This window comes from Mesorhizobium sp. RCAM 05099, assembly GCF_059683685.1.
Window position 1 is genome coordinate 6,028,074 of the sequence record NZ_CM185035.1, and the last position, 18,760, is coordinate 6,046,833.

At 61.1% G+C, this 18,760-nt stretch carries 19 protein-coding genes and 2 pseudogenes; 3 read left to right on the forward strand and 18 right to left on the reverse strand.

Features of this window, described 5'->3' with window-relative positions:
* Nucleotides 1–173: 173 nt before the first annotated feature.
* The 4 genes from AC56QQ_RS29895 to AC56QQ_RS29910 are packed head-to-tail and all read right to left on the reverse strand — an operon-like array spanning nucleotide 174 to nucleotide 2,053.
* Nucleotides 174–875, reverse strand: coding sequence for a TraB/TrbI/VirB10 family type IV secretion system protein (locus tag AC56QQ_RS29895; RefSeq protein WP_497124424.1), 702 nt, complete (start codon nucleotides 873–875; stop codon nucleotides 174–176).
* Complete coding sequence (locus tag AC56QQ_RS29900; RefSeq protein ID WP_489859709.1) at nucleotides 872–1,426, reverse strand: EAL domain-containing protein; 555 nt, start codon at nucleotides 1,424–1,426, stop codon at nucleotides 872–874. The genes AC56QQ_RS29895 and AC56QQ_RS29900 overlap by 4 nt, the downstream gene beginning before the upstream one ends.
* A complete protein-coding gene (locus AC56QQ_RS29905; RefSeq protein ID WP_489859708.1) occupies nucleotides 1,399–1,776 on the reverse strand; it encodes an EAL domain-containing protein in 378 nt (125 codons plus the stop codon). The genes AC56QQ_RS29900 and AC56QQ_RS29905 overlap by 28 nt, the downstream gene beginning before the upstream one ends.
* Before the next feature lie 40 nt (nucleotides 1,777–1,816).
* Nucleotides 1,817–2,053: a diguanylate cyclase domain-containing protein gene (locus AC56QQ_RS29910; RefSeq protein WP_489859707.1), complete on the reverse strand. Its 237-nt coding sequence runs from the start codon at nucleotides 2,051–2,053 to the stop codon at nucleotides 1,817–1,819.
* A gap of 633 nt (nucleotides 2,054–2,686) precedes the next feature.
* On the opposite strand from AC56QQ_RS29910, the pseudogene AC56QQ_RS29915 reads away from it, so the two are divergent.
* A pseudogene (locus AC56QQ_RS29915) lies at nucleotides 2,687–2,891 on the forward strand (transposase); the annotation flags it as partial.
* Nucleotides 2,892–2,922: 31 nt separating this feature from the next.
* On the opposite strand, the gene ccoS reads toward AC56QQ_RS29915, so the two are convergent.
* From ccoS to ccoN, 8 genes are all read right to left on the reverse strand, one after another.
* Entirely contained in the window at nucleotides 2,923–3,078 is a 156-nt protein-coding gene (gene ccoS / locus AC56QQ_RS29920) for a cbb3-type cytochrome oxidase assembly protein CcoS (protein WP_489859706.1), read from the reverse strand.
* Entirely contained in the window at nucleotides 3,075–5,360 is a 2,286-nt protein-coding gene (locus AC56QQ_RS29925; RefSeq protein ID WP_497124425.1) for a cation-translocating P-type ATPase, read from the reverse strand. The genes ccoS and AC56QQ_RS29925 overlap by 4 nt, the downstream gene beginning before the upstream one ends.
* Nucleotides 5,357–5,854 (reverse strand): FixH family protein, encoded by a 498-nt coding sequence (locus AC56QQ_RS29930; RefSeq protein ID WP_489859704.1) that lies wholly within the window; start codon nucleotides 5,852–5,854, stop codon nucleotides 5,357–5,359. Before AC56QQ_RS29930 ends, AC56QQ_RS29925 begins: the two co-directional genes overlap by 4 nt.
* Nucleotides 5,851–7,407: a cytochrome c oxidase accessory protein CcoG gene (gene ccoG / locus AC56QQ_RS29935; RefSeq protein WP_489859703.1), complete on the reverse strand. Its 1,557-nt coding sequence runs from the start codon at nucleotides 7,405–7,407 to the stop codon at nucleotides 5,851–5,853. The genes AC56QQ_RS29930 and ccoG overlap by 4 nt, the downstream gene beginning before the upstream one ends.
* A gap of 207 nt (nucleotides 7,408–7,614) precedes the next feature.
* On the reverse strand, nucleotides 7,615–8,478 hold the full coding sequence (ccoP, locus tag AC56QQ_RS29940) for a cytochrome-c oxidase, cbb3-type subunit III (protein ID WP_497124426.1): 864 nt from the start codon (nucleotides 8,476–8,478) through the stop codon (nucleotides 7,615–7,617).
* A 2-nt stretch (nucleotides 8,479–8,480) separates the two neighbouring features.
* Nucleotides 8,481–8,630 (reverse strand): cbb3-type cytochrome c oxidase subunit 3, encoded by a 150-nt coding sequence (locus AC56QQ_RS29945; protein ID WP_111546799.1) that lies wholly within the window; start codon nucleotides 8,628–8,630, stop codon nucleotides 8,481–8,483.
* A gap of 11 nt (nucleotides 8,631–8,641) precedes the next feature.
* Nucleotides 8,642–9,373, reverse strand: a complete 732-nt coding sequence (ccoO, locus tag AC56QQ_RS29950; protein ID WP_489859701.1) for a cytochrome-c oxidase, cbb3-type subunit II — start codon at nucleotides 9,371–9,373, stop codon at nucleotides 8,642–8,644.
* A complete protein-coding gene (ccoN, locus tag AC56QQ_RS29955; RefSeq protein ID WP_489859700.1) occupies nucleotides 9,364–10,995 on the reverse strand; it encodes a cytochrome-c oxidase, cbb3-type subunit I in 1,632 nt (543 codons plus the stop codon). Before ccoN ends, ccoO begins: the two co-directional genes overlap by 10 nt.
* Nucleotides 10,996–11,319: 324 nt before the next feature.
* Here ccoN and AC56QQ_RS29960 point away from each other — a divergent pair.
* Nucleotides 11,320–11,568, forward strand: a pseudogene (locus tag AC56QQ_RS29960) (hypothetical protein); the annotation flags it as partial.
* A 107-nt stretch (nucleotides 11,569–11,675) separates the two neighbouring features.
* On the opposite strand, the gene AC56QQ_RS29965 reads toward AC56QQ_RS29960, so the two are convergent.
* Entirely contained in the window at nucleotides 11,676–12,416 is a 741-nt protein-coding gene (locus AC56QQ_RS29965) for a Crp/Fnr family transcriptional regulator (RefSeq protein ID WP_489863631.1), read from the reverse strand.
* Between the two features lie 157 nt (nucleotides 12,417–12,573).
* Here AC56QQ_RS29965 and hemN point away from each other — a divergent pair, with 157 nt between their 5' ends.
* Entirely contained in the window at nucleotides 12,574–13,923 is a 1,350-nt protein-coding gene (hemN, locus tag AC56QQ_RS29970) for an oxygen-independent coproporphyrinogen III oxidase (RefSeq protein WP_489863630.1), read from the forward strand.
* A gap of 255 nt (nucleotides 13,924–14,178) precedes the next feature.
* Here hemN and AC56QQ_RS29975 read toward each other — a convergent pair whose 3' ends face one another.
* From AC56QQ_RS29975 to trbL, 5 genes are all read right to left on the reverse strand, one after another.
* Entirely contained in the window at nucleotides 14,179–14,445 is a 267-nt protein-coding gene (locus tag AC56QQ_RS29975; protein ID WP_489859699.1) for a DUF2274 domain-containing protein, read from the reverse strand.
* A gap of 2 nt (nucleotides 14,446–14,447) precedes the next feature.
* Complete coding sequence (locus AC56QQ_RS29980) at nucleotides 14,448–15,575, reverse strand: TraB/TrbI/VirB10 family type IV secretion system protein (RefSeq protein ID WP_497124428.1); 1,128 nt, start codon at nucleotides 15,573–15,575, stop codon at nucleotides 14,448–14,450.
* Nucleotides 15,576–15,687: 112 nt separating this feature from the next.
* The gene (gene trbG, locus AC56QQ_RS29985) at nucleotides 15,688–16,716 is read right to left on the reverse strand and encodes a P-type conjugative transfer protein TrbG (protein ID WP_489859697.1); all 1,029 of its coding nucleotides are present in this window, start codon (nucleotides 16,714–16,716) and stop codon (nucleotides 15,688–15,690) included.
* Nucleotides 16,706–17,437, reverse strand: coding sequence for a conjugal transfer protein TrbF (trbF, locus tag AC56QQ_RS29990; protein ID WP_489859696.1), 732 nt, complete (start codon nucleotides 17,435–17,437; stop codon nucleotides 16,706–16,708). The genes trbG and trbF overlap by 11 nt, the downstream gene beginning before the upstream one ends.
* Nucleotides 17,438–18,760, reverse strand: coding sequence for a P-type conjugative transfer protein TrbL (trbL, locus tag AC56QQ_RS29995; RefSeq protein WP_489859695.1), 1,323 nt, complete (start codon nucleotides 18,758–18,760; stop codon nucleotides 17,438–17,440).

The window sequence follows — 18,760 nt, forward strand, 5'->3', positions numbered from 1 at the left end:
TTGCCAAAACAAGGAAGCCACCTTGCCGGCGAGTCCCAGCAGAAATGGCACATGGCACGGTCCGTTCAATCGCTGCGATGCTTTCGCGAAAATCAAAGTGCTTGGCGTTACCGACATCAAGGCTTGCTCGGCATGCGACCCTTGATCTGACCTAGCTTTGTTTCGAGCGCCAGCTACGGTTTCTTCGGTTCTTGAGCAGGGAATTTTGCGTCAGAAGCAGCCCTGATATTCGGCGGCGTAAAGGGTCGAATGGAGCCCTCCCAGACGTTCGTCGATCCACAAACCTTGAACGGACGACCGAGCACTGCCTTGAAACACTTCTTCCGCCTGCGTTCTGGGTTCTCATGTGACTCGTGCGACGGCTTTTGATAGGTGCCGCCCGTCGAAACATTCTCTGTCATTTGGGCAACGACAAGACCTGGCAGATCGGAATTGATGCCAATGATCAGGCTGGCGGCGATGATGGAGCCCGCTATCACCTGATAGGGCGAAGCCGCCGCCTGGAGTTCAGGCGGATTGTAGATGCCGCTGGTGTCGCGCTGATTGACCAAGTCGAGCTTGCGCTGCTGGTTGTTCCGGTCTAGCTCCGGGTCGAGAACCAAACATTTGGCGTCCGCAGCGGGCTGTCCGGTTGCCGGAGCGGACGGGCTCGCAGCGGTCGTGGTCGTGCTGCTGTTGGCTAGCTGGAGAAAGACGTCAGCTTCACGCGCTTCAATCGCCTGCTGGGCACGGCGCTGCTGTTCGGCTTCCTCTGCCTGATCCTCATTGTTCGGACCCGGCGCCAAAACCCCAATTGCCGCTGGCGTTCCAGGATCGGCCGGCCGAGATCGCCAGACGCTTCCTCGATGCAGTGAGCGATGGCGGGTGGCGGTCACAACTCCTTCGCGTGCTCTTTTGGCGCCAAATCAAGCGCTTGGCTCAGAGGCACCGCCTTGGAGAATAGGAAGCCCTGAGCGGTTCTGCAGCCAAGCTTGTGCAGAGTTTGCCGATCTGCCTCTGTTTCGACGCCCTCGGCCATGACCTCGATCCGGAGCGTCCTACCAAGATCGATGACCGTTTTGACAAGCAGCCGGTCCTCTCGGGACTTGGCTAAGCCGCGAATGAAGCCCTGGTCTATTTTCACCTTGCGTATCCGACTGTCCTTGAGCGATGCCAAGGTGGAAAAGCCGGTGCCGAAGTCATCGAGCGCGATGGAAATGCCGGCATGTGAAAGCCGTCCGAGCTTTTCATCCACTCTGTCCGGGTCCACCGGGGATTCCTCGGTAATCTCGATTTCGAACATCGTTGCAGGGAGGCCTTTTGCCGCCAGACCCTCCAGAATCATGTCATCGATGTCACCGGCTTCCAGTTCGCGCGGTGAAACATTCATCGCCACACGAACATCACGACGGTCAGCTTTCACCAAGCCGTCGATAAGCGCGCGCAACAGTCGGCGAATACCGTTTGGGTCAGCAGCTGAAGCATTCCGGTTTGGCGTGCGGCTGTCATGATTTCGGGTGGAGAGATGGCACCATGAATCGGATGGAACCACCTTAGCAAGGCTTCAAAACCGACCACGGCCTCAGTGTCGAGTTTCACGATGGGCTGGAACCAAGGTGCCAAGCTTCTCGTCTTTATCGCTGAATGAAGGTCGCGTTCGATGGACTGGCGGCGTTGCAGTTCCCTGTCGAGTTCGGCATCGAACAGGCAAAATTCGTTCCTGCCACGACGCTTGGCTGTATAAAGGGCGATATCTGCCCGCAACAACATTTCCGTCAGCCCCGGCCTCTCAGCCAAGTATATTCCTATCGATGCCCCGACCCGGACGGACGCGACCTCAGGATAGGGGCGGGCAACTTTGGCTATGAATATTGGAGGCGAGATCACAGGCAGAAACCGAATCCCCCAGTGAGGGAAAAAATAGCACGAATTCATCGCCGCCGATGCGGGCGAGCGTTGAGCCTTCCGGTGCTTCCTCCTCTATCCGGCGGGAGATCCTGACAAGCGGCTCATCGCCGGTCCTGTGACCGTAGGTATCGTTGACGGATTTGAACCCGTCTAGATCAATCAGCATTGCAACGAAGGGGCCGTCTGCAGTCTCGAACCGACCGATAGCCGTGTTCGAGGCCACGCCTGTTGAGAAGGCCCGTCAGGTGGTCCTCCCTGGAATTGGCTCCACTTCGGCCGCGAAGAGCAGAACGGCGAAAGCAAGAACGTACCCTTCAAAGTTACCTTTCGCCAGCAAGCACCCCGCTGTGATGAGGAGCGGGGGTGTGATGAAGTTGGTCGCTGCCGCGGCATATGAACTGCCGTATGTAACAGCACCAGCTGAGATGCCTGCCAGAATAATCAGATGCAGCGGTGCGTGAGGTGTCGTGTATCCAAGCGTAAGGACGGCAAGAAAGGACCAGGCTAACCCTGCGAGAAGAGCAAGGATGCCAAACCAGCGAAGCCGCGGCGAAATCCCTGTCAGATCGTCCTGGCGTCCCGTTTCCTTTAGCTGATAACGGGCGAGGGCAAGGCGGGCGACATTTATCGCATTGATGACCAAGAACCAGATTGCGGCGGCAAAGCCGACGCCAGAAAGGGCCTGCACAGTCAAAATTAGGCCTGATAGGACAGTGCTTATCGGCATTGACACGAAGAGACCGGCCCTCACGTCAGTAAGCTGATCCTGAAGGATCCTGGCCTCCAGCGTGTCATCTTTCTTCCATCTGATGGCGGCATCGTGCTTCTGGCCGCCGCCGAGCAGCGTTTGCGACTGGCGAGCGGCTTGCGGCTGCGATCCACGTTTCGCCTCACCGCGGCGGGTGAGGCACGCCATGGCCGACATCCTGCGCGTCCGCATGTTTGCGACCGTCTGCGGCTACGAGGATGCCAACGATCTAGACGGGCTTCGCACCGACCCGGCCATCGGCGCCGTCGTCTGCACAGCGGCTTGAATCAGCTTTCCGGCTTGTCGTCCCGGTCGATGAGGATCCGCTCAGCGGCCCCGTCAAGATCCTCATATTGACCACTCCTCAACGCCCACAGAAAGCCGGACAGCCCAAGCGCGCCCAGGAGCACTGCCACCGGTATGAGGTAGACGAGCGTCGTCATGACGGCTGCACTGATGCGCGAATGCCGGAGCGCGTTGCCGAAGGAGCCCTCGTCACCTCGGTGGGTGCAAAGCCTTGCAGGCGCAGCGCATTTCCAATGACAAGCAGTGACGAAGCGGACATGGCGATCGCCGCGATCAGTGGAGTGACGTGCCCCAGAATGGCGATCGGCACGGCGACGGCGTTGTAGACGATCGCGATGGCGATGTTCTGCCGGATAAGACTTCCCGCCTTGCGCGAGACATCCAGCGCGAGAGGCACTGCCAGAAGGCTTTCGCGCAGGAAGACGAAGTCGGCCGCGTTGCGGCCAATGTCGGCGGCGGTGGCCGGAGCGATCGAGACATGCGCTGCGCTCAGCGCAGGCGTGTCGTTGAGCCCATCGCCAACCATCAGAACCTTGTGTCCGGCTTTCGCCAGCGCTTCGATGCATTCAACTTTGCCGGACGGCAGCAGGGCCGGAACAAAGCGGTCGATGTTTAGCATTTCCGCGACTTCGCCACAGGCGCCTGCTGTATCGCCCGACAGCATTTCCACCGACACCCCGGCTGCTTTCAATTCCAGCATGGCTGCCTTGGCGTCGGCACGCAGCGCATCCTCGAAATCGAAGGTCGCGACAATGATCCCGTCTCTGGTCAGAACCGTCCCGCCATAGCCATGTTTGCCTTCGCCACCGGTCCGGGCCTTCCATCCAGCCCATCCGCGTCGGCCCATCCGCCAGATACTTCCGGCGACAGTGGCTTCGATTCCAAACCCCGGATGCTCGGTGACGGCATCGAATTTGTGCTGCCCGCCAGGAGCGGCAAAACCGGCTATGGTCTTTGAAAACGGGTGACGGGAGTGCGCGGCCATGTCGGCTGCGATTGCCAGCATGGCCGCATCGATCGACGACGCATTGACCAGCCGGGGCTGTCCGAGCGTGAGCGTTCCGGTCTTGTCGAACACCGCTGTATCAATCGTCGCCAGGCGCTCCATGGCCGAACCGTCCTTGACCATGATGCCGTTCTCGAACAGGCGCCGCGCGGCGACCACCTGAACCATCGGCACGGCGAGGCCGAGCGCGCACGGGCATGTGATGATGAGAACGGCAATGGCGATGGTTATCGCCCTATGCCAGTCGCCGGTTGCCGCCATCCAGCCAAGGAACGTCGCGAAGGCGGTCAGATGAACCACCGGAGCATAGAGCGCCGAAACGCGGTCGGCGATCCGGCGATAATGGGCGCGACCACCCTCTGCGGCCTCCATCAGCCGAACCATTTCCGCCAGGAACGAATCCTTCGCGGCGGCTGTCGCCTCGATCGTCAGCGAGCCGGTAAGATTGAGGACACCGGCCTGCACGGGTCCGCCTGGCGCCACGTTTCGGGGCGTGCTCTCGCCGGAAACCAACGAGCAGTCCAGATCCGAGGTCCCCTGAATGATCTTGCCGTCGACGGGGATCCTTTCGCCGGCTGCGATCAGCAGCAGCATGCCTGGTTCGATCTCGCCAACCGGCAGGTAGTCGCGTGCACCATCGCTGCGCAGCACCATGGCGCCACGCGCCGCCAGCTGCGACAGGCCTTTCACGGCGGTCCGGGCACGCTCCCGCATGACATGATCCAGCGTGCGGCCGATCAAGAGGAAGAACAGCAGCGATACCGACGCGTCGAAATAGGCGTGATCGCCATGATTGATCGTCTCGTAGAGGCTCATGGCGTAGGCAAGCGACACCCCGACCGCGATCGGCACATCCATGTTCATGCGGCCGTGGCGCAACGCATTCCAGGCCGAGCGGAAGAAGATGCCGCCGGCGAAGGCGAGTGCAGGGATGGCGATAAGCGCCGAGACCCAGTGGAACAGGTCGCGGGTAGCGCCTTCGGCACCGGACCAGACAGAGACCGAAAGCAGCATGATGTTGCCCGCCGCGAACCCGGCAACCGCGACGGCGCGGATCAACTCCGAAAGCGTCCTGTCCTTTTCTTCAGCCTCGGGGGCGAAGAGATGCGCCTGGTAGCCGAGCCGTCCAAGCGCGGCGACGAACGGTGGAACCTCGTCGCCGCGCCAGCGGACCGAGACCCGTTTCGTCGACAGGTTGACGCGGGCGCTCTCGACGCGATCGAGCTTTCCCAACGCCGTCTCGATCGTCTGGATACAAGCTGCGCAATGAACGCTCGGCACCGAAAGATCGGTCTGCCGAAGATCATCGCCAAGCGATCGGCTGGCCAATTTGATTTCCTGGCTGGACGGTAGGACCGATGTGGTGCTGCCCATATCCAGCGCCATTTCAGCGCCCGGTGCACAACAGCTCATTGCAGCGCTCCATGGGAAATCATGACCCGCCGGACTTCCCGATAGGGCTCTGCAAGGCCGGCATCGGCGTCGACTTCGATGATCCAGACGCCCTCTTTTGGCGTGTGCTGTCCCACAAACTCCTGATCCGCAGAAGGCGCCAGGACGATGGATTTGTCTTCCGCCTCATAGGCGGGATGACGAAACAGCACCTTGACGCCATGCAAGGGAACCGGCTTGCCGGCGGGGTCTGTAAGTCTGTAGCGAACTTCGCCCGATGCGATCGTCAGTTTGCCGGTCCAGCCGAGCGCCGCCTGCGCGCGACCCTCCCCGGCCTTCTTGTTGAATTGCTGGCTCGCCACATAGGTGTTTTCGACGACAAGGCCGGTCCAGCTTGTGTTGGCGAGGGTCGCCATGGTCAGATTGACCGCGATGACCACGCCGAAAAAGGCAAGGATGATGGCCAACATGTGCCTGCCGGTGAATTCGCGGGATTTTTGCGTTCTGGCGCTCATCTGGCAGTCTCCAGTGCATTGAAGGTGGCGGTGTATTCGTCCGACTCGAATCTCGCCTTGTCCTCGACACGGAACGTGAAGGTTTGCGCTGTGCCGTGGATTTGATCCGCCGGCTGGCGCACGAAGACCTTCAGGATCTTCAGGCGGTCGGGTTCGACCGGAATGGCGAAAGAACGGCCTGCCGGGATATCGTCGCCGACCACGCTCATATCACCCCCTCGCAAGCCTTGAATCGTGACGATTATCGTCCTTGGCTGGGGGATCATGTTGAGCAGCTTGACGGTGTAGCCGTTGCGGATCGAACCGTCTGACAGCGTGACGAATTGCGGATTGCGGTCATGCAGCACGTTGACTTCGAGCCGGTCGCGCGTCAGCAGCGAATAAAGCAGGCCCAGGCCGATCAGCGACCACAAGCCCATGTAGACATAAGTGCGTGGCCGAAAGATCTTGCGAATATGGAAATGCGCCACCTTGTCGGAGAACAGCCCGTCAGCGGTCCTTACCAGCGACGGATTGACTGAACTGGAGCCGCCTGCGGTCGCCAGCATCATGTTGGCGTTGTAGTCGGAGAGCGTCGCGTAGGAGATCAGCCCGCGCTCCCTGCCGAGCTTGTCCATGACGCCGTCGCAGGCGTCGATGCAAAGCGCGCAGGTGATGCATTCGAGCTGCTGGCCGTCGCGAATGTCGATCCCCATCGGGCAGACCGCGACGCAGGCATTGCAGTCGACGCAGTCGCCGACGGACTGCCCTGCGGCTTGCACCTTCTTGGCGTGACGCGAGCGCGGTTCGCCGCGCCAGTCATTGTAGGTGACGGTGAGCGAACTTTCGTCGAGCATGGCCGCCTGGATGCGCGGCCATGGGCACATATAGGTGCAGACCTGCTCGCGCATCAGCCCGCCGAATGTGTAGGTGGTCGCCGTCAGCACGGCGATGGTGATGTAGGCGACGGGTGCCGCGGTGCCGGTGAAGAGTTCGCCAACCAGCGTCGGCGCATCGGCGAAATAGAAGATCCAGGCGCCGCCGGTCGCCGCACCGATGACCAGCCAGATGGCGTGTTTCGATACGCGCTGCACGAGCTTGCGCGCGGTCCAGGGGCCGGCATCGAGCTTCATCCGCGCGTTGCGGTCGCCCTCGATAGCCCGCTCGACGACCAGGAACAGATCGACCCATACGGTCTGCGGGCACGTATAGCCGCACCAGGCACGACCAACAGTCGACGTGATCAGGAAAAGACCGACGCCGGCCATGACCAGAAGGCCGGCCACATAGTAGAATTCCTGCGGCCAGATCTCGATGAAGAAGAAGTAGAAGCGCCGATTGGCGAGATCGAGCAGCACGGCCTGATCCGGGGCAAACGGGCCACGGTCCCATCGCAACCAGGGTGTCAGGTAGTAGATACCGAGCGTGATCGCCATCACCAGCCATTTGAACTGGCGAAAGCTGCCCGAGGCGCGCTTCGGGAAGATCTTCTTGCGCGGGGCATAAAGCGGCTGGCGGGTTTTGGCGGAGTTGACCGCTACGGCTTCGATCTGCGTTTTATCCAGCACGTGCATCTCCACTCGCGCGCAGCCGATGACATTGCGTGCAACCGGACTCGTCTGCTTTGGCTGACGTCCGGAGTGCTAGGTTGAGCAAGCTTTCCGAATGGCGGGCAGCGCCATTGGTGCAGGTCAATCCCAGCCTGCCGGGAATGTGTCGAGGCCCGGCGCGCGCCGGGCCTCGTCGCTTGGCGGGGAGGGGCCGAGAATAGGCTTCCGTTCCTATTCTCCGCCGCCAAGCGAATGGACATAGACCGCGAGCTCCTTGACCTTGGTTTCGCCAAGACGACCGATCCAGGCCGGCATGACGCCGTGCTTGGGTGCGCGGACCTGCGCGGCGATAGCTGTCTCGCCCGGTCCATAGAGCCAGATCGCGTCGGTCAGGTCGGGTGCGCCGAACTCCTTATTGCCTTTTGCGTTGTCGCCATGACAGGCCACGCAATTTTCGGCAAAGACCTTCGCGCCAGGCTCGATCAGACTGGCGTCCTGGACCTTGCCGGAGAGGCTGGCGATGTAGGCACTGACCTGAGCGATCTGGTCAGCGGTAATGATGTCACCAAAGGCCGGCATTTCCGACAGTCGCGTGTCCGGGTCAGACGCAAAACGGATGCCGTGCGTGATCGTCTGCTGGATCTGCTCGGCCTTGCCGCCCCAGAGCCAGTCGTCGTCGTTGAGGTTGGGAAAGCCCTTGGACCCTTGCGCGCCCGAGCCGTGGCACTGCACGCAATTGACCCTGAATGCCGCACCGCCGGCAGCGATGGCGAACTCGCGCAATGCATCGTCAGCAGCAATCTCGGAGATGGTTTTCGATTCCACCGCCGCGACATATTTGGCCTTGGCGGCTTCAGCGGCGGCCAGTGCTTTCTTGACGTCGTTGCGGCTCGAATAGTCGAGCACACCCTTGGACGCGGAGGTCAGCATCGGCCATGCCGGATAGGCGATGGTATAGCCGATCGCCCAGATAATGGTGATATAGAAGGTGATGACCCACCAGCGCGGGAGCGGGTTATTGAGCTCCCGGATGCCATCCCATTCGTGGCCGGTCGTTGAGATGCCCGACACTTCGTCGATGTGCTCGCCGCTCATGATCAATCGTCCTTGAGGGGAATCCGGGCGGCTTCGTCGGCTTGCCTGCGGCTGCCGGGACGAAGTGCAAAGGCAATGCATCCGATGAAGAACAGCGCCATCGCGAGCAGGCCCCAGCTGTCGGCGAATTTCCGCATCAGATTGTAGTCCATGGCCATTCTCCTCAGCGGTAGCCGGCGGCTTCGTCATAGTTTTTGAAATCGACCAGCGTGCCGAGCATCTGCAGATAGGCGACCAGGGCATCCATTTCGGTGACCTGCTGCGGGTTGCCGTCGAAGTCACCGATCTTGGCTTTGGGGTAGCGGCTTTCCAGGCCGGACGTGTCGGCATTGGGATCAGCCTGCGCCATCAGGTCGGCATTGGCCTGAGCGATCATGTCATCGGAGTAAGGGACGCCTACGCGCCTGTTAGCGATCAGATGCGTCGAGAAGTCCTTCACCTCGATCGACGTGTCCTTCAGGAACGCATAGCTCGGCATGATCGATTCCGGCACCACCGAGCGCGGATCGGCTAGATGCTGCACATGCCATGTGTTCGAGTAGCGGTCGCCGACCCGGGCGAGGTCAGGTCCTGTGCGCTTCGAACCCCATTGGAAAGGGTGATCGTACATCGACTCGGCCGCCAGGCTGTAGTGACCGTAGCGCTCGACCTCGTCGCGGAACGGCCTGATCATCTGGCTGTGGCAGAGGTAGCAGCCCTCGCGCACATAGATATTGCGCCCGGCGAGCTCCAGCGGCGAGTAAGGTCGCATGCCTTCGACCTTCTCGATCGTGTTGTCGAGATAGAAGAGCGGTGCGATCTCGACGATGCCGCCGACCGTCACCACCAGCAGGGAACCAACGAGAAGAAGCGTGGCGTTCTTCTCGATGACCGCGTGTTTGTCCATCAAGCCCATTTTCTGGCTCCTGATCGCGCACGCCGGAGGGCGGGGACGGAGCCCGGCATCGGATCCTCCTCGCGCTGGTATCCGAGGATGGTCATGGCAATGTTCCAGGCCATGATCAGGGTGCCGGACAGGTACATGGCGCCGCCGATGGCGCGCATGACATAATAGGGGTGCATGGCGGCGACGGTTTCGGCGAAGGAGTAGACCAGGAAGCCCTGCTCGTCGTACTCGCGCCACATCAGGCCCTGCATGATGCCGGAGACCCACATTGCCGCGGCGTAGACGACGATCCCGAGGGTCGCCAGCCAGAAGTGCCAGGTGACCAGCCGCAGCGAATAGAGACGTTCACGGTTCCACAGCTTCGGCACCATGAAATAGATCGCGCCGAACGAGATCATGCCTACCCAGCCGAGCGCGCCGGAATGGACATGGCCGATGGTCCAATCCGTGTAGTGCGACAGCGAATTGACCGCCTTGATCGACATCATCGGGCCTTCGAAGGTCGACATGCCGTAGAAGGCGATGGCCATCACCATCATGCGGATGATCGGATCGGTGCGCAGCTTGTCCCAGGCACCGGACAACGTCATCAGACCGTTGATCATACCGCCCCATGACGGCATCCAGAGCATGATCGAAAACGCCATGCCGAGCGTCTGCGCCCAGTCGGGCAAGGCAGTGTAATGCAGGTGATGCGGCCCGGCCCAGATGTAGAGGAAGATCAGCGCCCAGAAATGGATGATCGAAAGGCGGTAGGAATAGACCGGCCGGTTCGCCTGCTTGGGTACGAAATAATACATCATGCCGAGGAAGCCGGCGGTGAGGAAGAAGCCGACGGCGTTGTGGCCGTACCACCATTGCGTCAGGGCGTCCTGGACGCCGGAGAAGGCGGAGTAACTTTTCGAGCCCAGGAAGGAGGCAGGCATCGACAGGTTGTTGATCAGATGCAGCATCGCGATGGTCACGATGAAGGAGAGGTAAAACCAGTTGGCGACGTAGATATGCGGCTCCTTGCGCTTCAGGATCGTGCCAAGGAACAGGATGAGATAGGCGACCCAGACGATGGTCAGCCAGATGTCCACGTACCACTCAGGTTCGGCGTACTCGCGGCTCTCGGTGATGCCGAGCAGGTAACCGGTCGCGGCCATGACGATGAAGAGCTGGTAGCCCCAGAACACGAACCAGGCGAGATCGCCGCCGAACAGCCGGGCGCGGCAGGTGCGCTGCACGACGTACATGGACGTGCAAAGCAGAGCATTGCCGCCGAAAGCAAAGACGACGCCGGATGTGTGCAGCGGCCTCAGTCGGCCGAAGTTGAACCAGGGCTGGATGTTGAGATCCGGGTAGGCAAGTTGCAGCGCAATGACCACGCCGACCAGCATGCCGACGACACCCCAGAACATGGTGGCGATGGCGCCATACCGGATTGGACCATCCATGTAAGCGGATGGGTCGATCGGAGCGGCCACTTCGAAACTCGTGTTGCGGATGAGGATAGCGACAAAACCGAGCAGCACAAAAAACAGCACCCACATATGCTGCCGGAAAGGCTCATCCACCCCAAAGCCGGCGGCCACCAGCGCCACAAACGCGAAAAGGCCCAAAGCGACGATTTCTGTGCCGAATTTCATGACATTTCCCGACCTCGGATTCCGATGCGCGGACGCCAAATCCGCGGTGCATTAATTCCTCAGCCGCGGCCTGCTCGCCCTGATCCATGTCAGGGCCACACGATTTTGCTTCGGGCAGATCGAGCTCGGTGCAATCAGAAGGTGGCGATTGAACTTGGAAACGCAGCACGGGCCGCCCCGCTAATGGACAAGTCCGGCGTCCGCCGGGCCTGGCCGAGCGGAGGCGGTCCGGGCGATGTAATTAAGCGCCCATTGGGAAAAACTGCGGCTCTGCGACGCGCTGGAAAGTATTGCCGATGCCTTGCCGAGCGTCGATCGCTTCAAATGCCGTGGCACAGCCAGCGCGGTCGTTCGCTGCTTCGTGACATCCATCGGTTCGACGAGACGGTCATTTTCCCCGTGGATGAGGCGTACTTGACCTCAGCCGAGGCCAATCTTGCCTCCACCAGCCGGTTGCGCGCCGAGCATGTCGAGGATAAATGCTTCGCCGACGAGGTGGCCGAAACGCTCCTGGCGATCGGTCATGGTGATCCGATAGAGACTGCGGAAGCTTTCGGGTTCATGCTACGCGGCTTCTTCGAAGGCGTGCGGCGACACATCGCGTTCGAACGCGAGCATGTCCTGCCGCGGATCGGAATAAGCGACGTAGGCCCGGCGCTTAGGTCTCATTCCAAGGGCGGTTACCGCGCGCCTCGGCCGCCGCAGCGCTGCTCCAGCCGGCTCATGCTGTCCACGGTCACATGGCGGTTGTTCTCGATCCGGATCACGCCGTCAGCCCGCAATCGCGTCAGCTGGCGGCTCACGGTCTCGTTCGTAAGTCCGAGGAAATCAGAGATGTCGGCACGCGTCAGCGGCAGATCGAAGCACGCCGACCTGGCCGCCGGGTCAACATTGGGGTCGATATTCCGGGCGATCATGAGGAGAAAGCTCGCCACCTTTTCCGATGCGGTCTTGCGCCCCAGCGTCACCATCCATTCGCGTGCTTCGTCGAGTTCGTTCAGCGTCTGCTTGAGCAGGCGATGCTCGAGTTCCGGCGATTCCTTCATCATCCGTTCAACGGCCGCCTTCGGAAACGAACATAGCGAGACAGCTGTTGCCGCTTCCGCGTTGATCGCGCTTTTCACCTTGAAGGGCCGTCCCAGAAAATCCGGTGCGAACTGGAGACCGACGATCTGCTGGCGGCCGTCCGAAAGGCTCTTCGTGAGCTTCACCACGCCTGAAAGCACGTTTGCATAGCTGTCGACGGCCTCGGCGTCGCCGATCAGCTCGACCCCTGGCTCGATTCTGTGTCGCGACGAAGTCTTGGCGAGCCCCACCAACTCGTCTGGATCGAGCGCACCGCAGACGCCACGATGCCGTGCCTCGCAAGACAGGCAAAGGACGGGAATGCCGGAACTGTGAATGTCCTGCCGTACTGTCATTTCGTTCGCTTTACCGGTCCCAAGTGCCAGCAGGATAGCAATCGACGGCAGAGAAATCCTTGCGGCAGTTTGTCCGTGCTGAAGGTTGACCGAAATCAGGGCTTTGGCTCTTCGATGCGTCCAGAGTTCCGGCGAGGAAAACACGGTGGACCACGACATGCGACCGGAATTAGCTGCCAGACTTGGCGAGAACGTCCCGCGCTATACCAGTTATCCGACCGCGCCGCATTTCCATGCGGGCGTCGATGCTGCCGTTTACCGTGGCTGGTTGGAGGCGCTCGAAAGTGGTGACGAGATATCGCTCTATCTGCACATCCCCTATTGCGACAGACTCTGCTGGTTCTGTGCGTGCCATACCAAGCAGACGCGCCACTACGAGCCGGTGTCTGCTTATCTCCGCACGCTGCGCACGGAAATCGCGACGATTGCCAGCCTTGTCAGCGGCAAGGGTCGTGTTCGGGCGGTCCATTTCGGTGGCGGTTCGCCGACGATGCTGAAGCCCGAGGACATGGTGGCACTGGGCACGGTCTTGCGGGACAGCTTCGATTTTCTTCCGGACGCGAAAATCAGCGTCGAAATCGAACCCAACGACATGGATGAAGCACGCCTGGATGCACTCGCCGAAATCGGCATGACGCGGGCGAGACTCGGCGTGCAGGATTTCGATTCGAAAGTGCAAAAGGCGATCAACCGCGAGCAAAGCTTTTTGCAGACCAAAGCAGTCGTCGACGGAGTTCGTTCGCGCGGCGTTGAATCGATCAATCTCGATCTGCTCTACGGCCTGCCGCACCAAACCAGGGAGAGCGTCTGGTCCACAATAGCGCAGGCGCTGACCCTGGAACCGGACAGGATGGCTCTGTTCGGCTACGCTCACGTGCCCTTGTTCAAGAAAAATCAAACGATGATCGACGAGGCATGGTTGCCCGGTCCCGCGGAGCGGTTTGCTCAATCGCAACTCGCCGCGCGCGCGATCGTGGACAAGGGATATGAGGCAATCGGCCTCGACCATTTCGCAAAACCGGGCGATGCGCTGGCGCTCGCGTCCCGCGCCGGAACCTTGCGCCGGAACTTCCAGGGCTACACCGAGGATCGCTCCGAAACCTTGATTGGCCTTGGCCCATCTTCGATCAGCCAATTTCGCCAGGGCTATGCCCAGAACATGCCTTCGACCGCCGAGTATGGTCGCATGGTTGCGGATGGCGGACTGGCCGCTGTCCGCGGCATCGTGCTCTCCGACGACGATCGCGTCCGAGGCTGGATCATCGAGCGGCTGATGTGCGATTTCGCCTTCTCGGCGATCGATCTGGTGGAGCGCTTCGGCTCAGCCGGCCAGAGGCTCCTTCTTCAGTCGAGTTCCATGGCCCTAAACGATCCCCTTCGATTGCTCGAACTTGATGGCGAAAGTTTCCTGGTGCCGGCTGAACGTCGCCCCTTCGTCCGAAGCATCGCGGCCAAGTTCGACAAATATTTCGAAAGCGGAACGGCAAGGCACTCGGTGGCAATCTGAGCACCACAGACGAGCGGTCACCGTTTTCAGTCGATCGCGAACCGATTGAGATACGTTTTTGACCGTTCATGGGCGACCGTCGCATCACGGACCAGATACGAAGGTCTCTGGCCATAGGCGACGATATCGTCCGGTCGTGCCTTCCGGCGTCCCCACCTCGTCCCTAAGGCAGATTCCTACTTTCGCGTACGGAAAAGTTAAACACGCTTGCCAAACGAACGGCGATGCGCGCCATTGACCAACTCTATGCTTCGGTTAACCTGACCCTGGCTGGCGTCGCGATTTCTCCGACATGCTGGCGGCCGGCAAACTTTCCTTTCTGGCTTTGGCAAACGCTCGGTCGCCTTCCAGAAACCCGGCCAGCATGAAGGGGATGAGCTCAGCTACCGACTCAGAATCGCCGTAGGTCTGACGGTAAAGCGCCGCATAGTCCTTGAGTGCTTGGCTCAGGTCGGCGCTGACGGTGATGGTGATCTTCGAAGGTGTCCGGTCCGGAAGCTTTCCAAGTTTCAGGTTGGCCATGACTACTCCTGTTCAATCGGATACGGCCGCAGCACGAGATCCTTGTGTACGACGACGCGCAGCGGCCAACCGGGGCGGACGGTGATCGTGGGCTGAATATTGAGGTTCTTTTCGGTGATGCGCTGTCCGGCCCGACTGACGTTCTGCTGGGCGGATTCACGGATTGCCTTGACCAGATCGCTTTCGTTTTCCCCGAGGCTCAATTCCGTACCGACGCCTAGCAATGTGGCTAAGGCAACTCCCTTGATCAGCTGCCAGGTGTGGAAATCCACCTTGTCCTCAAGGCCAGCATAGCCGGCGGTGTCTGTCGCGGGCAGATTGTCGATTTCGATTGACGAGCCGTCGGGCAGCAGAATGCGTTGCCAGACCAGCAGCGCGCGCCTTTGTCCAAAGGCGACAACGCTGTCATAGGTGCCGATCAGACGTGAACCTTGCGGGATGAGCAAAGTGTTGCCAGTGACTGTGTCATGCACGGTCTCGGTGACCTGTGCGACGACGAGGCCGGGCAAGTCGGAATTGATGCCGGTGATGAGGCTCGCTGCAATCACGCTGCCGGCCATCAGCTGATACGGCGAAGCCGGCGTCTGCAGCGCATGCGGATTGTAGGTCCCGCTTGTGTTCCGCTCGCTGACAAAATCGAGCTTGCGTTGTTGATTGTTCTGGTCGCCCTCGGCCGGCGCAACTGAGGCTGAGGCCCGTGCTGCCTCGGATTGCGGAAGCGGTGCCTCAGACGGCTGCTGCACACTGTGCCCACTGCCGGCGACATCCGACTGCCGGAGTCGATTTTCGATCTGGAAAAACACTTTCGATTCGCGTGCCTCGATCGCCTGCTGGGCAAGGCGCTGCTCCTCGTCCGAAATCTCATACCCTGGCGCGATGCCGAGCTGGCGCTGACGTTCAAGGATCGGCCGGCCGAGATCACCTGGCAATGGTGGGCCGAGCACCGGCGCCTTCGGTTTGATCCCGGAGTAGTCTTTGGGGAGCGTTTCAAGTCCCTCGGCGGTTGGCTTGCGCCCGGTGTTGTAAAGCTCTTCCGCCTGCTCCTTGAAGCGCAGAGCCGGTCCCCGGAGCGCGATCATGGTGACGCCGAGCACGGCGCCCGATCCGAGTGCAGCGATCGTGATGATCACGCCGCGCTTGAACCGCACCGCACGACGGGGGAGGCCCGTAACTGCAGCTGCTCGGGATCGAGTTTCGGCGGAGCATTGGAGCGGGAAGTATCGGTCATGAACCTTTCCCCCCTCACCTGCCGGAACGCGCAAAAAGTGGGATCCGCCGCGGCAGTTGCCGGCCGTCATTCCTCGTAATGCGCACCACTTGCTGCTGCTTGGTGCCGAGCCGCAGTTCGGCCGCGGCAAAGAGGCGATCGACGATGTAATAGTTGCCGCGCATGCGGTAATTGACGAGCTGGCTGTCCCCGTCAGCACCGACGACGAAGAGCGGCGGTGCCTCGCCCTGATCGATGCGGCGCGGGAATTCGATATAGACCTTACTGCCGTCGTCGAAGGTGCGCGTCGGCCTCCATGGCGGTGTGTCGCCGGCAATCGAATAGCGGAAGCGAATATTCTCGAGCGCCACGTTCGACGCTACTGGCATGGCTGCCTCGGCCTGAGCGTTGCGCTGGCGAAGCGCGATGATCTGGTCCTCGCTGTAGGTCCAGGAAATCGCCGCCATAGCGGTCTTTTCCGTGCTTTGAAGCTGCAGGTGGTAGGTCCGCCGGTCAGTGCTGATGACCAGATTTGTGCCAAGCCCCGGTGCGAAGGGCTTCACCAGCACATGGGTTCGCTGGTTGTCGCCGGAACCACTGACGGTGTCGCCAATCACCCAACGCACTGTGTCGCCAGCCGACACGGATGAGAGTTTCTCGCCTGGCTGCAGGGCGATGTCGACGACGCGCTCGGGTGCTGCGTAAAGCTGGTAAAGCGCGCCTTCCGTGTAGGGATAGACCTGTACCGCGTTGATATAGCCATACTTGGTGGGTTGCTGTGTCGCCGCCTTGTTGGCATCCGCGACACGTTCTTCAGGGGAGCGTTTGTCCTCGACGGTTTTGCCCGGAGCGGGCTGTAGCTGGCCGGGTAGCGGCAAGGGCTTTGGAACTTCGACGATCCTGACCGGCTTTTCCGGCGCCTTCTCAATTGCCGCTGGTTTGAACTCAGCAGCGTCATAGGAAATCTCAGGTGGCGGCACCGGCTTCGATGCACAGGCGGAGAGGACGGCGGCCGACGTCGACATGATCAGCACGGCACGGAACGATGGCGTTCTATTTGTCATTGGCGGGCTCCTTCGGGGAAACGGATGTCGGCGCGGCACTGTCGAGCTCGCGCGACCAGTCGATGGCGTTGACGAAAACGCCGAGCGGGTTGTTGCGAAGCTGATCGGTATTGCTCGGCGGGCGGATCACGATGGTGAGGATCGCGGTCCAGCGCGTCGTGCTGGCCAGGCTGCCGCGCTCAAAGACCTGCTCGGTCCATTTGACCTGGAACGAGCTGTCAGAAGCCTTGACCACGCTGGTCACCTGCACCGACACGCTACGCGTGCCGATCTGACCAAAGGGGTCGTTCGACTTGGCGTATTCGTTGAGAAAGAGCGCTGCTCGATCTGTGGCAAAATCATAGGCTACCAGCCAGTTCTGCCGCACCAGCACCGGATCGGTGGAGACGGAACGAACATTCTGGATGAAACGACCGAGGTGCCATGCGATCTGGGCATCTGAGGGCTCATAGTCCCGGATTGCCGGCGCAACGGCGCGCGCCTCGCCGAAGCGATCGACCTCAACGACGTAAGGCACGACGCGGCTCTGCATCGACTGCCATACAAGTCCGCCGGAGAGTCCAGTTGCCAAAGCCAGACAGCCGAGGGCCATGAGCCGCCAGTTGCGGGCCTGTACTCGAGATGAGCCGATCCGCTCGTCCCAGAGCTGGGCGGCCTTCTGATACGGCGTAACCGGTTCGGGTGTTTTGCCGTAACGTTGAACGGGTCGCTTGAAGAGCATCTAGTCGTCCTTGTCATTGAGAGAGGGATTGGCGCTGCCTCCAGGCCTGTCGCCATCACGGACTGCTTGCATGGCGGCGTGTCGATGCGCGCGAGCGGTCTGTTCGGAACGCAAGCGCCTCGCCCATGTCGGCGCGGCATTAGCGGCCGTACTGGCTGGACCTCCGACCATTGACGCGGTCGGCGTACCGCCAGTCGCGATCCAAGCGGCTTCCCGACCGGCATCGGCGCTGCGTCCGAATGCTCCGGTGGCAGATCGCGCTGCCCGCATCGCGGCGCCGCCGGCGGCACCCGCCACACCCTGCATTCCAGCTGCCACACCGGACAGGCCAGAGTCGGGCGAAGTTGCACGCCCAATCTGCCATGCCGAGGAAGCAGCCGATCTCATGGCTGTGCCGGCCCGGATTGCCGCTAGACCGCCGCCAGTTGCCATGCGCGCACCGGCAAACGCAGCGCCTCCGGCAACGAGTGCTGAACCGGCGGCCGCCGTGGTGGTTCCGAGGGCAGCGCCCGCGCCAAGCTGCGGCGCGCCGGAAACAAGCCCTGAGGCGATCCCAGGCCCAAAGATGCCGAGCCCAAGCAGCGCCAATGCTCCTAGCACCTGAGACATGGCGGCAGCCAAGTCCGGCTCCTTGCCTTGCAGCGCGGACGCGAACTCGCCGAAGAGCGTGGAGCCGATGCCAACAATGACGGCGAGCACCATCACCTTTATGCCCGATGAGATCACGTTGCCGAGCACACGCTCAGCGAGAAACGCCGACCGGTTCCAGAGCGCGAAAGGGACCAGAGTGAAGCCCGCCAGTGTGGTGAGCTTGAACTCTAGGATGGTGATGAAGAGCTGGATCGAGAGAATGAAGAAGGCGATGATGACCAGGAACCAGGCCATGAGCAGGACGAAGATGGTGAGCGCATTGCCGAAGATTTCCGGGAAGCCAAGAAGCTGGCTTGCCTGATCGAGCAGCGGCCAAGCGCCCTCGAAACCGGTCGCGGCAATGCGGCCAGGATGCAGGAGATTGTCGGCGGACAGATTGCCGGAGGAGGCGTTGATGCCGAGACCGGCAAAGGACCGATAGATGATGTCTGCGAGGTTCTTGAAATTGTTCAGAATGAAGGCGAACACGCCGACATAGAGCACCTTGCGGATGAGCCGGCCGAAAATGTTGGGCTCGCCTCCAAGCGCCCAGGCGAGACCCGCAAGTGTGATGTCGATGCCGATCAGGGTGGTAGTGAGGAAGGCGACGTCGCTCGAGAGCAGACCGAACCCGCTGTCGATATAGCGGATGAAGGTCTCCATGAAGCGATCGATGACCCCAAGGTCGTTCAT

Coding starts and splice junctions, on each gene's coding strand:
- AC56QQ_RS29910 (WP_489859707.1), bottom strand. CDS start 2,053: ATGCTGATTGATCTAGACGGGTTCAAATCCGTCAACGATACCTACGGT.
- ccoS (WP_489859706.1), bottom strand. CDS start 3,078: ATGACGACGCTCGTCTACCTCATACCGGTGGCAGTGCTCCTGGGCGCG.
- AC56QQ_RS29925 (WP_497124425.1), bottom strand. CDS start 5,360: ATGAGCTGTTGTGCACCGGGCGCTGAAATGGCGCTGGATATGGGCAGC.
- AC56QQ_RS29930 (WP_489859704.1), bottom strand. CDS start 5,854: ATGAGCGCCAGAACGCAAAAATCCCGCGAATTCACCGGCAGGCACATG.
- ccoG (WP_489859703.1), bottom strand. CDS start 7,407: ATGCACGTGCTGGATAAAACGCAGATCGAAGCCGTAGCGGTCAACTCC.
- ccoP (WP_497124426.1), bottom strand. CDS start 8,478: ATGAGCGGCGAGCACATCGACGAAGTGTCGGGCATCTCAACGACCGGC.
- AC56QQ_RS29945 (WP_111546799.1), bottom strand. CDS start 8,630: ATGGACTACAATCTGATGCGGAAATTCGCCGACAGCTGGGGCCTGCTC.
- ccoO (WP_489859701.1), bottom strand. CDS start 9,373: ATGGGCTTGATGGACAAACACGCGGTCATCGAGAAGAACGCCACGCTT.
- ccoN (WP_489859700.1), bottom strand. CDS start 10,995: ATGAAATTCGGCACAGAAATCGTCGCTTTGGGCCTTTTCGCGTTTGTG.
- AC56QQ_RS29965 (WP_489863631.1), bottom strand. CDS start 12,416: ATGACAGTACGGCAGGACATTCACAGTTCCGGCATTCCCGTCCTTTGC.
- hemN (WP_489863630.1), top strand. CDS start 12,574: ATGCGACCGGAATTAGCTGCCAGACTTGGCGAGAACGTCCCGCGCTAT.
- AC56QQ_RS29975 (WP_489859699.1), bottom strand. CDS start 14,445: ATGGCCAACCTGAAACTTGGAAAGCTTCCGGACCGGACACCTTCGAAG.
- trbG (WP_489859697.1), bottom strand. CDS start 16,716: ATGACAAATAGAACGCCATCGTTCCGTGCCGTGCTGATCATGTCGACG.
- trbF (WP_489859696.1), bottom strand. CDS start 17,437: ATGCTCTTCAAGCGACCCGTTCAACGTTACGGCAAAACACCCGAACCG.
- trbL (WP_489859695.1), bottom strand. CDS start 18,760: ATGAACGACCTTGGGGTCATCGATCGCTTCATGGAGACCTTCATCCGC.